Below are 12518 nucleotides of genomic sequence, written 5' to 3' on the forward strand. Positions count from 1 at the left end.
CGGGCCGGCATGGCGATAGGTGAGACCGGGGGCGTGCCGCGTACGGCGGGGGGCGTCGTGATCTGCGGTGTGCGCGGGGGAACCCGCCGGAGCGGCGCAGGGGGCGCGCGGTGTCCTGCGCGCGGGGGTGTCCGCCGGGGTGTGCGCGGGGTGCGCGCCGGGGCTGACACCGGTGCGCCCTCCCGCAGGGTGATCCTGCCGGTCTAGCGTCGGGCGCAGGAGGCGGCCATGGTACGGCGACGGGTTCCGCTGGTGACGCTCACGCTGATCGCGGTCGGACTGGTGGCCGGGGGGCTCTGGTGGTGGGCGGTGCTGCGCCTGCTGCTGGTTCCGGGTGGGGCCGGACCGGTCGAGGGGGCGGTGGTCGCGGGCGGCTGGGGGCTGAGCCTGCTGCCGGTGCACGTGGCCGCCTCCTCACGGCCGGCCCGTCTCACCAGGGCATGGCGACACCGCCGTTCGGTCGCAGGATCTGACCCGTCGTGAACGAGGAGGCGTCACAGGCGAGATGGAGGACCGCGTGCGCGATGTCCTCGGGCTCGCCGACCCGCCGCAGCGGTGAGTGACGGACCATCGCGGCCTCGGCCCGCTCCTGGGCCGCCGGTTCGTGACGGTCCGTCATGGGGGTGCGCACCCAGCCGGGGGCGACCGCGTTGACCCGGATGCCGTGCGGGCCCGCCTCGACGGCGAGCGTCTTGGTGAGCTGGACGACGGCCGCCTTGGCGACGCTGTAGCAGAGCAGGCCGGGGCTCGCGGTGTCCATGGCGCCCGAGGCCATGGTGACGATCGACCCCGCCGTGCCGGAGGCGATCATCGAGCGGGCCGCCTCCTGGCAGGCGTGGAGCACGCCCTTGAAGTTCACGGCGAGGACGCGGTCGAGGTCCTCCTCGCGGGTCTCCAGGACCGTGCCGGTGTGCATGATCCCGGCGACCGCCGCCATCACGTGGAGGGGCCCGGCCGCGTCCACGGCGGCGGCGAGCGCCGCCCGGTCGGTCACGTCGAGGGGGTGGACCCCGGCCGTGCCGCCCTCGCGGGCGATCAGGGCGGCCGTCTCCTCCAGGCCGGGCTCGTCGCGGTCCGCCAGGTGCAGGGTCGCGCCCGCCCGGGCGAGGAGGACGGCGCTCGCGCGGCCGATGCCGCTCGCGGCGCCCGTGACGAACGCGGTGCGGCCGGTGAGGTCGTACGCCGAGAGGCTCATGACGGGACCGTACGACCGGATCTGACGGACCGTCAATCATTTGGCGGTCGGGGCCGGTGGATCAGCCGGCGGCCGGGGCAGGCGGATCAGCCGACGGGACCCCGCTGGCAGGACGGGCACCAGTACGTGACCCGGTCGCCGAGCTCCGCCTTGCGGACGGCGGCGCCGCAGCGCAGACAGGGACGGCCCTCGCGGCCGTAGACGTGCAGCGGGGTGCCCGGGCGGCGGGCCGTCGTGGTGCGCCGGTCCGGGCGGTCCTTGTTCGCCTCCAGGAGGCGGTGGGCGGTCGCCACCAGGCGGGGCGGTACGTCGGGGGCCAGCTCGCCGACCGGGAGCCAGGGTGTGACGCCCGCCAGGAAGGCCAGCTCCGACTTGTAGACGTTCCCGATGCCGGCGAGGTTCCGCTGGTCGAGCAGGGCCTCGCCGAGGGGCCGCGCAGGGTCGGCGAGCAGACGGCGGACCGCCTTCTCGGCATCCCAGTCCGAGCCGAGGAGATCGGGGCCGAGATGGCCCACCACCCGGGACTCCTCGGCGGTACGGATCAGCTCCAGGACCGGCAGGCGGTAGCCGTACGCGGTGTGCTCCTCGTTCCCGAGGACGGCCCGGATCTGGTGCTCGGGGCCGCCGCGGGGGCGCTCCCCGGTGGCGTACACCTTCCAGGCGCCGTCCATCCGCAGGTGCGAGTGGAGGGTGAGCCCGCCCTCGATCCGGGCCAGGAGGTGCTTGCCGCGCGGGGTGACGTCCAGGACCGTGCGGCCGGTGAGGTCCGCGGTCGCGAAGCGGGGCACCCGCAGGTCCGCGCGGGTCAGCACCCGCCCGGCCAGTGCGGCGTGCAGTCGGTGCGCGGCCTGCCAGACGGTGTCTCCTTCGGGCATGGGGCCATGATGCCGGGTCGGGGACGGTGGCGGGGGCCGGCTCCTGGGGTCGGCTCCCGGGGGTGGCTATGCGCGGAGGCGGAGGCCGCGGGGGGTGGCCAGGAAGCCCGCCGTCTCCAGGGGGCGGGCCAGGGGGGAGGTCAGGGCCGTCGCGCCGTTGATCCGCTCCACCGTGACCGTGCCGAGCGCCCCGGCCCGCGCGGCCTCGGCCAGGGACCCGGCGGCCGCCGCCAGGGCCGGGTCGTCCGGCTCCGACGGCCAGGACAGCACCGTCTTGCCGCCGCGCTCCACGTACAGCGTCAGCTCGCCGTCGACCAGCACCACCAGGGCGCCCGCCTTGCGGCCCGGCTTGTGCCCGGCGCCGGTCGGCGGCTCGGGCCAGGGCAGCGCGGCCCCGTACGCGTTCGCCGGGTCGGCGGCGGCCAGCACCACCGCGCGCGGGCCCGCGCCCGCCTCGGCGCCCCGGTCCCGTGCGGTCGCCGCCGCCCGCAGCCGGTCGACGGCCCCGTCCATCGCGAACTGGGCCGCGCCCAGCCCCTCCACCACATAGCCGCGCCGGGCCTGGCCGCTGTCCTCGAAGGCGGACAGGATCCGGTACACCGCCGAGAAGCCGCCGGCGACGCCCTCGGCCGCCACCGCGCCGCGGGTCACCACGCCGTGCCGGTCGAGGAGGGTACGGGCCAGCGCGTGCGCCCGGTGGGTCGGCTCCGGCTCGGCGTCCGGCAGCAGCGCCCAGCGGCCCGAGACCGTCGGCGGCCCGGAGCGGGAGGCCGGGCGGGTGGCGCCCAGGGTCCCGAACCGCCCGCGCGGCACCGTGCGGCGGGCCCGGTGGGCGGTCGAACCGGCCGTGCGGCCCGAGCCCAGCAGGGAGCGCAGCGGCGCCAGGGTGTCGTTGGTGAGCCGGCCCGACCAGGCCAGGTCCCACAGGGCGTCGGCGAGCTGCGGATCGGTGGCGTCCGGATGGGTGGTGATCCGGACCTGGTCGGCGATCTGCCGGAAGAAGAGGCCGTACCCCCCGGCCAGGGCCGCCAGGACCGACTCGTGGAGCGCGGTGAGCTCCAGCGGGTGCGGCGGGGGCAGCAGCAGCGGGGCCGCGTCGGCGAGGTACAGCGAGACCCAGCCGTCCTTGCCGGGCAGCGAGCCCGCCCCGGCCCACACGACCTCTCCGGTGGTGGTCAGCTCGTCGAGCATCGCCGGTGAGTAGTCCCGGACCCGGGACGGCAGGACCAGCTTCTCCAGGGCCGACGCCGGCACGGGCGCGCCCTGGAGCTGCTCCACCGCGCGGGCCAGGCCGTCGATCCCGCGCAGACTGCTGCCGCCCAGGTGCTGCCACTGCGGCAGGAAGCCCGCCAGGGCCGCCGGGGGCACCGGCTCCAGCTCGTGCCGCAGGGCCGCCAGGGAGCGGCGTCGCAGCCGGCGCAGCACGGCGGCGTCGCACCACTCCTGGCCGATTCCGGAGGGGTGGAACTCGCCCTGGACGACCCGGCCGGCGGCGGAGAGGCGCTGGAGGGCACCGTCGGTGACGGCAGCGCCGAGGCCGAAGCGGGCGGCGGCCTGCGCGGAGGTGAAGGGGCCGTGGGTACGGGCGTACCGCGCGAGGAGGTCGCCGAGCGGATCCTTGACGGGCTCGGTGAACGCCTCGGGGACGCCCACCGGGAGCGCCGTGCCCAGCGCGTCCCGCAGCCGGCCCGCGTCCTCGACCGCCGCCCAGTGCTCGGTGCCCGCGATCCGCACCCGGATCGCCCGGCGGGCCCGCGAGAGCTCCTCCGCCAAGGCCGGCTCCGCACCGCGTGCGGCCAGCTCGGCGTCGGTCAGCGGGCCGAGGACCCGCAGCAGGTCGGCGACGCCCTCCTCGTCCTTGACCCGCCGGTCCTCGGTGAGCCACTGGAGCTCCTCCTCCAGCTCGGTCAGGACCTCGGGGTCGAGCAGTTCGCGCAGCTCCGCCTGGCCCAGCAGCTCCGCGAGGAGCCGCGAGTCCAGGGAGAGGGCGGCCGCCCGCCGCTCGGCGAGCGGGGAGTCGCCTTCGTACAGGAACTGCGCCACGTAGCCGAAGAGCAGGGAGCGGGCGAAGGGGGACGGCTCGGGGGTGGTGACCTCGACGAGACGGACCCGGCGGGCCTCGATGTCGCCCATCAGCTCGGTGAGACCGGGGACGTCGAAGACGTCCTGGAGGCATTCGCGGACGGCCTCCAGGACGATCGGGAAGGAGCCGAACTCGCTCGTCACCTGGAGCAGCTGGGAGGCCCGCTGCCGCTGCTGCCAGAGCGGGGTGCGCTTCCCCGGGTTCCGCTTCGGCAGCAGCAGGGCGCGGGCGGCGCACTCGCGGAACCGGGAGGCGAACAGCGCGGAGCCGCCCACCTGGTCGGTGACGACCTGCGCGACCTCGCCCTTGTCGAAGACCGTGTCCGCCGCGCCGACCGGCGCCTGGTCGGCGTCGTACACTGCGTCCTGGTGGCGGCCCGGGTCCACCGGTTCGTGGTCGAGCAGGTCCAGGCCCATGTCGAGGCCCATCAGATCGGCGTCCGGCAGCCGCAGCACGATGCCGTCGTCCGCGTGCATCACCTGCGCGTCCATGCCGTACCGCTCGCTCAGGCGCGCCCCCAGGGCCAGCGCCCAGGGGGCATGCACCTGCGCGCCGAAGGGGGAGTGGATCACGACCCGCCAGTCGCCCAGCTCGTCGCGGAACCGCTCCACCAGGATCGTGCGGTCGTCGGGCACGTGGCCGCAGGCCTCGCGCTGTTCCCTCAGATACGCCAGGACGTTGCCCGCCGCCCAGGCGTCCAGGCCCGCCGCGAGCAGCCGCAGCCGCGCGTCCTCCTCGCCGAGGGCGCCCAGCTCGCGCAGGAACGCGCCCACCGCGCGGCCCAGTTCGAGCGGGCGGCCCAGCTGGTCGCCCTTCCAGAACGGCAGCCGGCCCGGCACGCCCGGCGCGGGCGACACCAGGACCCGGTCGCGGGTGATGTCCTCGATCCGCCAGGAGGTCGTCCCCAGGGTGAACACGTCGCCGACCCGCGACTCGTACACCATCTCCTCGTCGAGCTCCCCGACCCGGCCCCCGCCCTTCTTCGGGTCCGCGCCGGCGAGGAAGACCCCGAAGAGGCCCCGGTCCGGGATGGTGCCGCCGGAGGTGACCGCGAGGCGCTGCGCGCCCGGACGGCCGGTGACGGTGCCCGCGACCCGGTCCCACACCACGCGCGGGCGCAGCTCCGCGAAGGCGTCCGAGGGGTACCGGCCCGCGAGCATGTCGAGGACGCCGGTGAAGGCCGACTCCGGTAGGGAGGCGAACGGGGCGGCCCGGCGCACCACCGCGAGCAGGTCGTCCACCTGCCAGGTGTCGAGCGCGACCATGGCGACCAGCTGCTGCGCCAGCACGTCCAGCGGGTTGGCGGGGATCCGCAGCGACTCGATGGAGCCCGACCGCATCCGCTCGGTGACCACCGCCGCCTGCACCAGGTCGCCTCGGTACTTCGGGAACACCACGCCCGTGGAGACCGCCCCGACCTGGTGCCCGGCGCGGCCCACGCGCTGGAGCCCGGAGGCCACCGAGGGCGGCGACTCGACCTGCACGACCAGGTCGACGGCGCCCATGTCGATGCCCAGCTCCAGGCTGGAGGTGGCGACCACGGCGGGCAGCCGGCCCGCCTTCAGGTCCTCCTCGACCTGCGCGCGCTGCTCCTTCGACACCGAACCGTGGTGGGCACGGGCGAGCAGCGGCGGCACCCCCTTCGCCGCGCCCGACTGCGCCATGACCTCCGTCGGCGGGGCGCCCTCGGGGGCGGGTTCGCCGGTCGCCCGCTCGTAGGCGATCTCGTTCAGCCGGTTGCACAGCCGCTCGGCCAGGCGCCGGGAGTTGGCGAAGACGATCGTGGAGCGGTGGGCCTGCACGAGGTCGGCGATCCGCTCCTCCACATGCGGCCAGATCGACGGCTTGTCACCGTCCTCCTTGCCCTCGGAGGCGGGCGAACCCCCCAGCTCGCCCAGGTCCTCCACCGGCACGACGACGGAGAGGTCGAACTCCTTGCCCGAGGGCGGCTGCACGATCTCCACCTGGCGGCCGGGGGAGAGGAAGCGGGCGACCTCGTCGACCGGGCGGACCGTGGCCGACAGGCCGATCCTGCGCGCGGGGCGGGGCAGCAGCTCGTCGAGCCGCTCCAGGGTGAGCGCCAGATGGGCGCCGCGCTTGGTGCCGGCGACCGCGTGGACCTCGTCCAGGATGACCGTCTCCACCCCGGACAGCGCCTCCCGGGCGGCCGAGGTCAGCATCAGGAAGAGCGACTCGGGGGTGGTGATCAGGATGTCCGGCGGCCGGGTGGCGAGCGAGCGGCGCTCGGCGGCCGGGGTGTCGCCCGAGCGGATGCCGACCCGCACGTCCGGCTCGGGCAGCCCGAGGCGTACGGCCTCCTGGCGGATGCCGGTCAGCGGTGAGCGGAGGTTCCGCTCCACGTCCACCGCGAGGGCTTTGAGCGGGGAGACGTACAGCACCCGGCAGCGCTTCTTCGGCTCGGCCGGGACGGGGACGGACGCCAGGCGGTCCAGGGAGGCGAGGAAGGCGGCCAGCGTCTTGCCCGAGCCCGTCGGCGCCACCACGAGCACGTCGGAGCCCGCGCCGATGGCCCGCCAAGCGCCCTCCTGGGCCGCCGTGGGCGCGGGGAACGCCCCGGTGAACCACCCACGGGTGGCCGGGGAGAAGTCTTCGAGCGCGGACGTGACCATGCCCCCCATCGTGCACCCGGCCACTGACAACCGCCCGGACCTGGGGACATCCGTTCGTCGCGGTGGACGAGGAGCCGCAGAATGGAGCCATGGCGAGGGGCGAGCGGGCACGGTACTGGCGGTACGCCGAGCTGCCGGGGGTCGACCTGCTGCACGCGCACTACATCCACAAGGCGTTCTCCCGCCACACCCACGAGACCTTCGTCTACGCCGCGATCACCGAGGGCGTCGAGGCCTTCCACTACGGCGACGACCTGGTCCGGGCGGGGCCGGGGCAGATCGCCCTCGTCAACCCCGACACCCCGCACACCGGGCACGCGGGCGTCCCCGAGGGCTGGACCTACCGCACGATCTATCCGGACCCGGAGCTCGTCCGCTCGATCGCCGCCGACGTCCTCGCCGTCCGCGGCCCGGTCGGCTTCACCCAGCCCGTCGTCGACGACCCGTACGCGGCCCGGCTCGTCATCGGCGTCCACCGGGCCGCCGAGGAGGGCAACGCGCTCGCCGCCGACAGCCTGCTCCGCCTGGTGACCGCGCGGATGCTGCGCAGCCACGGTGGTCTGCGCCCGCTCACGCCCCGCAGCGCGGGCGCCAGGGACGCGGCACGCGCGCGTGCCGTCCTGGAGGAGCGGATGGCGGAGCCGCCCACCCTGGAACGGCTCGCCGCCGACCTCGGCACCAGCCCCTTCGCCCTGCTGCGGGCCTTCCGCGCCGCGTACGGCATGCCGCCGCACACCTGGCTCACCGACGCGCGCGTGCGGCGGGCCCGTCGGCTCCTGGACACCGGGACACCTCCGGCCGAGGCCGCGGTCGCCGTCGGCTTCACCGACCAGCCCCACCTGAACCGCCACTTCACCCGCAGCGTCGGAGTCCCGCCCGGGGCCTACCAGCGGGCCCGGGGCGTGGGACGCGGGAGGACGTAGGCGCGGTGGGCAGGGGCGGGGCGTACGCGGGTGCGGGGCGCAAAAATGTACAAGACCGGCCGCCGGCCGCTCCGTAACGTCGGGGGCGTGGCAGAACAGACAGCACACCCCGCCACGGGGGACACGCGCATACGCGATCACGCACCCGCCGGGCCGGGCAAGCCCGACTCCGCCGTCGTCCGGGACGCGCTCGGCGTCGGCGTCGCCGTCGGGCTCTCCGGCTTCGCCTTCGGCGTGACCTCGGCGGGCGCCGGGCTCAGCCTCCTCCAGACCTGCGCACTCAGTCTGCTCGTCTTCACGGGCGCCTCGCAGTTCGCCCTCGTCGGCGCGCTCGCCGGCGGCGGGAACCCGTTCACGGCCGCCGCCGGAGCCTTCTTCCTCGGCACCCGCAACGCCTTCTACGGGCTGCGCCTCTCCCAGCTCCTCGCCCTGCCGAGGGCCGCGAAGCCGTTCGCCGCGCAGTGGGTCATCGACGAGACCGCCGCCGTCGCCCTCGCCCAGCCGGACCGCAGGTCCGCCCGCATCGGCTTCACCGTCACCGGGCTCACCCTCTACCTCCTGTGGAACCTCACCACCTTCCTCGGGGCGCTCGGCGCCGAGGCCCTCGGCGACACCGCCGCCTGGGGCCTGGACGCCGCGGGCCCCGCCGTCTTCCTCGCACTGCTCGCCCCGATGCTGCGGACCGCGACCGAGCGGGCCACCGCAGGGATCGCCGTCGTCCTCGGCCTGGGCCTGCTGCCCGTGCTCCCGGCGGGCGTCCCCGTCCTCGTCTCGGCGCTCGCCGCCCCGGCCGTCCTCTGGCTCCGGGGCCGACGGGCCCGGCACGAGCCGACGGAACCGCGCACCGGGAAGAACAGCGAGAACGAGGAGGCCTCCCGATGAGCGGCATGAACGGCGCCCACGTCTGGCTCGCGATCGGCCTCACCGTGGCCGGCTGCTACCTGGTCAAGCTGATCGGCCTGCTCGTCCCCGCCCAGACCCTGGAGCGCCCGCTCGTCCAGCGGCTCGCCGCCCTTCTGCCCGTCGCCCTGCTCGCGGCGCTCACCGCCCAGCAGACCTTCGGCACGGGCACGGCGGTCACCCTGGACGCCCGTGCCGCCGGGGTGGCCGCCGCTGCGCTCGCCCTCGTCCTGCGCGCGCCCTTCCTGGTCGTCGTGGGCGCCGCCGTCCTCGTGACGGCGGGCGTCCGGGCCCTCGGCGGCTGAGCCCCCCGGGCCGCCCCCGGATCAGCCGTCCAGGGGACGGCCGTAGGCGCGCAGGGTGCGCAGGGCCTCGATCGTGACGATCGGGCGCCACTCCAGGGCCGAGCCCGGCGCCCAGGCTCGCCACCGGATCGGCCAGCCGCCGTCCTCGGCCTGCTCCGCCGCGAGGAAGTCGAGCGAGCGGGACAGCTCCTCGTCGGTGAACCAGCCGCGGGCGAGCGAGTCCGGCACGCGCGCGTAGTCGTGCGGATAGTGGTGCTCGCCGGGCGCGTACCCGTCGGCCACCGGGAACTCCTCCGGGTGGTCCGGATCGAGCACGGCGAGCCGCTGGTCGCGCACCAGCCGCCCGAGGCGGTCGGCCGCCGCCTCCGCCCGCTGCCGGTCCGGGGCCGAGTCGAGGAAGGCGACCGCCGCCTGCACCTCGTACGGATGGGACTTCTCCAGCGACTCCACCGCCGCCCAGCAGAACTCGGTGGCCCGGAACAGCCAGGCGTGCCAGACCTGGTTGCGGTGGAGCGTGCCGACCACCGGACCCGTCGAGAGCAGTTCTCCTGGCGGGTCGTCGACGACCGGCACGAACGGCGCCGACGGATAGCCGCGCTGCGAGGGGTGGATCGCCGGCAGCGCCCCCTCGTGCGTGGACACGGCCGTCAGATAGCGGCAGATCCGCTCCACCCGCAGCCCGCCGCAGCGCCCGATCGAGTCCAGGACCCGCAGCGCGTGCGCGGTGTGCAGCGGCTGGCTGACCGGTCCCCGCAGATCCGGTTCGAGTCCGTGGCCGTAACCGCCGTCCTCGTCGAGGTACGCGGTCAGGGCCGCCTCCACCTCGTCCGCACCGCCGCGGAGGAAGTGGTAGGCGAAACGGCGCTGTTCGAGCACGCGGGCCGTCAGCCAGACGAACCGCTCGGCGCGGGCGAGCGGCGAGCCGGGAGCCGGCGGGGGAGAGGACGGGGAGGAGAGGGGTTTTTCGGCCATGCTCCGACCGTAGGGCGGAACCGCGCGGTGACAAGCCCCGGCGGGCGGGCTGCACTCTTGGGGGCGGGATACTGGGCTCATGCGGTTGACGATTTTCTGGCAGCGGATGGCCGACCACTTCGGCGCCGCCTACGCCGACTCCTTCGCGCGTGACCACGTCCTGTCCGAGCTGGGCGGCCGGACCGTCCACGAGGCGCTGGACGCCGGCTGGGAGGCGAAGGACGTGTGGCGGGTCGTCTGCGCCGCCATGGACGTACCGGCCGAGAAGCGCTGAGCGGTCGGCCGAGAGGTGACCCCGTGATCCGTCGGGACCCGGCCTGATTGTCCGCCGGGTGCGCGAGACTTGCGGGGTGGCCCCGACTGACGACACCGAGAAGACCGCCCCCATGACACAGGCGCCGCCCGCCGCCGCCCGGAACGGGACGCCCGGCGCGAGCTCGCCCGGCGCCCCCGCCGGCCCCGACGGGCAGCCGCCCGCGGAGCGCCCCGCCGCTGTGGTGCCCGGCGCGCGCATGCCCCGCTGGCTGCCCCGCGCGATGGTCCTCGCCCTCGCCCTCTACGCCTGCTTCCTGCTCGGCAGCTGGGCCTTCCACCAGCTCGTCGGCCTGCTCGTCAACGTCCTCCTCGCCTTCTTCCTCGCGCTCGCCATCGAACCGGCCGTCGGCCGCATGGCGGCGCGCGGGATGCGCCGCGGCCTCGCCACCTTCCTGGTCTTCTTCGGCGTCCTGGTCGTCGGCGTCGGCTTCGTGGTGCTGCTCGGCTCGATGCTGGCCGGCCAGATCGTCGACATGGTCGAGAACTTCCCCAAGTACCTCGACTCGCTCATCAAGTGGATCAACCTGACCTTCCACACCGACCTCTCCCGGGTCGAGGTCCAGGACAGCGTCCTCAAGTCGGACTGGCTGCAGAAGTACGTGCAGAACAGCGCCACCGGCGTCCTCGACGTCTCCGCGACCGTCCTCGGCGGCCTCTTCCGGCTGCTGACGATCTTCCTCTTCGCCTTCTACTTCGCCGCCGACGGCCCCCGCCTCCGCCGCGCGCTCTGCTCCGTCCTGCCGCCCGCCCGGCAGGCCGAGGTGCTGCGCGCCTGGGAGATCGCGGTCGACAAGACCGGCGGCTACCTGTACTCGCGCGGTCTGATGGCCCTCATCTCCGGTGTCGCGCACTTCGTGCTCTTCGAGATCCTGGACGTGCCCTACGCCCCCGCCCTCGCCGTCTGGGTCGGTCTGGTCTCGCAGTTCATCCCCACCATCGGCACCTATCTGGCGGGCGCCCTGCCGATGCTGATCGCCTTCACCGTGAACCCCTGGTACGCGCTGTGGGTACTCGGATTCGTCGTGGTCTACCAGCAGTTCGAGAACTACGTCCTCCAGCCGAAGCTCACCTCCAAGACCGTCGACATCCACCCGGCGGTGGCCTTCGGCTCGGTCATCGCGGGCACCGCGCTGCTCGGCGCGGTCGGCGCGCTGATCGCCATCCCGGCCGTGGCCACCCTCCAGGCCTTCCTCGGCGCGTACGTGAAGCGGTACGACGTCACGGACGACCCCCGGGTGCACGGCTACCGCCGGTACGGCGAGGCGGTCCTGGCCCGGTTCCAGCGGGCCCTCCAGCCCAGGAAGGAGGGCGCGGCGGCCTCCGAGGACGGCTGACGGGGACGTACAGGGGGAGGGTTCAGAGGTACGAGGGGCCGGTGACCCGGCCTCGGAACGCGTACCAGACCCACCCCTGGACGGCGACGAGCAGCGGGGTGACGAGGGCCAGCGCGGGGACGAGCAGGGCCAGCATCCCCGGTGCCGCCGTCCGTTCCGACAGCGGCAGCGCCGATCCCGCCCAGAGCGGCAGCCCGCCCAGCGGACGGCGGTGAGGGCGAGCGGATGCCAGGGCCGCCCCGCCCGCCCCACCAGCCGCCGGGCCCGCTGGTACGGGGCGCCAGTGAGGCGCAGCGAGGCGAAGCCGAGCCCGTGCACCGCGAACAGGGCGGCGACGGCCAGGGCGGCCACGACGGCGACGGGCCCGCCGGCCGGCTCGTACGGTCTGCCGGAGAGGAGGGCCGCGAGCAGCGGGCCCCAGGACAGCGCGACCACCCAGCTGCCGGCCGTCACGGCGGCGTCGCAGGCCGCCCGCCAGCGGCGGCCCGGCCCCCGGCCCCGTGACCACAGCCCCGCGTCCCGCACGATCCACCCGGCCAGGAGCGCGACGAGGACCGGGGCCTGACCGCTCAGCAGCTCGCCCTCCAGCTCCGGGAAGCAGCCGACGAGGACACCGGCGGCGGCCACCAGCCACACCTCGTTCCCCAGGAAGAACGGGGCGAAGGAGGCGAGGACGAGCCGGCGCCCGGCGTCGTCGCGACCGAGCCAGGGCAGCAGCATGCCGCTGCCGATGTCCGTACCGGCGAGGACGAACCAGCCGGTGACACAGCAGGCGAGCAGGACGACGGCCAGACTCACTGGTCCTCAGAGGTCTTCAGTGATGCGTTGTCCGCCGGTCCGGGGCCGGGTGCTCGCGGAGAGGACATCGGTGTCGTCCGGGAGTTCGTAGGTCGTATATGTGACCTTTCCGTGGTGGTGTCGTTGATCGGATGACAGCACCAGGGGTGAGGGGAGGGGTGCCGGTGGGCCGGAGGCTGCCGCTGGGC

The 12518-nt window shown here is 75.2% G+C and carries 10 protein-coding genes and 1 pseudogene; 6 read left to right on the forward strand and 5 right to left on the reverse strand.

Going from position 1 to position 12518, the window contains the following annotated elements:
- Nucleotides 1-228: 228 nt before the first annotated feature.
- Complete coding sequence (locus tag QK442_RS34045) at nucleotides 229-483, forward strand: hypothetical protein (protein WP_282697985.1); 255 nt, start codon at nucleotides 229-231, stop codon at nucleotides 481-483.
- On the opposite strand, the gene QK442_RS34050 is transcribed toward QK442_RS34045, so the two are convergent.
- The 3 genes from QK442_RS34050 to QK442_RS34060 form a co-directional block, all read right to left on the reverse strand.
- Nucleotides 431-1195 (reverse strand): SDR family NAD(P)-dependent oxidoreductase, encoded by a 765-nt coding sequence (locus QK442_RS34050; RefSeq protein WP_282697986.1) that lies wholly within the window; start codon nucleotides 1193-1195, stop codon nucleotides 431-433. The genes QK442_RS34045 and QK442_RS34050 overlap by 53 nt on opposite strands.
- An 86-nt stretch (nucleotides 1196-1281) precedes the next feature.
- Nucleotides 1282-2070 carry a DNA-formamidopyrimidine glycosylase family protein gene (locus QK442_RS34055; protein WP_282697987.1) on the reverse strand — a complete coding sequence of 263 codons (789 nt, stop codon included), beginning with the start codon at nucleotides 2068-2070 and terminating at the stop codon, nucleotides 1282-1284.
- Between the two features lie 66 nt (nucleotides 2071-2136).
- Complete coding sequence (locus tag QK442_RS34060) at nucleotides 2137-6783, reverse strand: DEAD/DEAH box helicase (protein ID WP_282697988.1); 4647 nt, start codon at nucleotides 6781-6783, stop codon at nucleotides 2137-2139.
- Between the two features lie 89 nt (nucleotides 6784-6872).
- On the opposite strand from QK442_RS34060, the gene QK442_RS34065 reads away from it, so the two are divergent.
- From QK442_RS34065 to QK442_RS34075, 3 genes are all read left to right on the forward strand, one after another.
- A complete protein-coding gene (locus tag QK442_RS34065) occupies nucleotides 6873-7706 on the forward strand; it encodes an AraC family transcriptional regulator (RefSeq protein WP_282697989.1) in 834 nt (277 codons plus the stop codon).
- A 129-nt stretch (nucleotides 7707-7835) separates the two neighbouring features.
- The gene (locus tag QK442_RS34070; RefSeq protein WP_282697994.1) at nucleotides 7836-8588 is read left to right on the forward strand and encodes an AzlC family ABC transporter permease; all 753 of its coding nucleotides are present in this window, start codon (nucleotides 7836-7838) and stop codon (nucleotides 8586-8588) included.
- Between the two features lie 5 nt (nucleotides 8589-8593).
- Complete coding sequence (locus QK442_RS34075; protein ID WP_282697995.1) at nucleotides 8594-8911, forward strand: AzlD domain-containing protein; 318 nt, start codon at nucleotides 8594-8596, stop codon at nucleotides 8909-8911.
- Between the two features lie 21 nt (nucleotides 8912-8932).
- On the opposite strand, the gene QK442_RS34080 is transcribed toward QK442_RS34075, so the two are convergent.
- A complete protein-coding gene (locus QK442_RS34080) occupies nucleotides 8933-9883 on the reverse strand; it encodes a hypothetical protein (RefSeq protein WP_282697990.1) in 951 nt (316 codons plus the stop codon).
- A gap of 79 nt (nucleotides 9884-9962) precedes the next feature.
- Between QK442_RS34080 and QK442_RS34085 the strand changes: the two genes are divergently transcribed.
- Nucleotides 9963-10157, forward strand: coding sequence for a DUF3046 domain-containing protein (locus QK442_RS34085; protein ID WP_282697991.1), 195 nt, complete (start codon nucleotides 9963-9965; stop codon nucleotides 10155-10157).
- Between the two features lie 76 nt (nucleotides 10158-10233).
- Complete coding sequence (locus tag QK442_RS34090) at nucleotides 10234-11532, forward strand: AI-2E family transporter (protein ID WP_282697992.1); 1299 nt, start codon at nucleotides 10234-10236, stop codon at nucleotides 11530-11532.
- A 288-nt stretch (nucleotides 11533-11820) separates the two neighbouring features.
- On the opposite strand, the pseudogene QK442_RS34095 reads toward QK442_RS34090, so the two are convergent.
- Nucleotides 11821-12330: pseudogene (locus QK442_RS34095) on the reverse strand (cytochrome d ubiquinol oxidase subunit II); the annotation flags it as partial.
- Between the last annotated feature and the right edge of the window lie 188 nt (nucleotides 12331-12518).

The sequence above is a fragment of the Streptomyces sp. CC208A genome, from assembly GCF_030010625.1.
Taxonomy (GTDB): domain Bacteria; phylum Actinomycetota; class Actinomycetes; order Streptomycetales; family Streptomycetaceae; genus Streptomyces.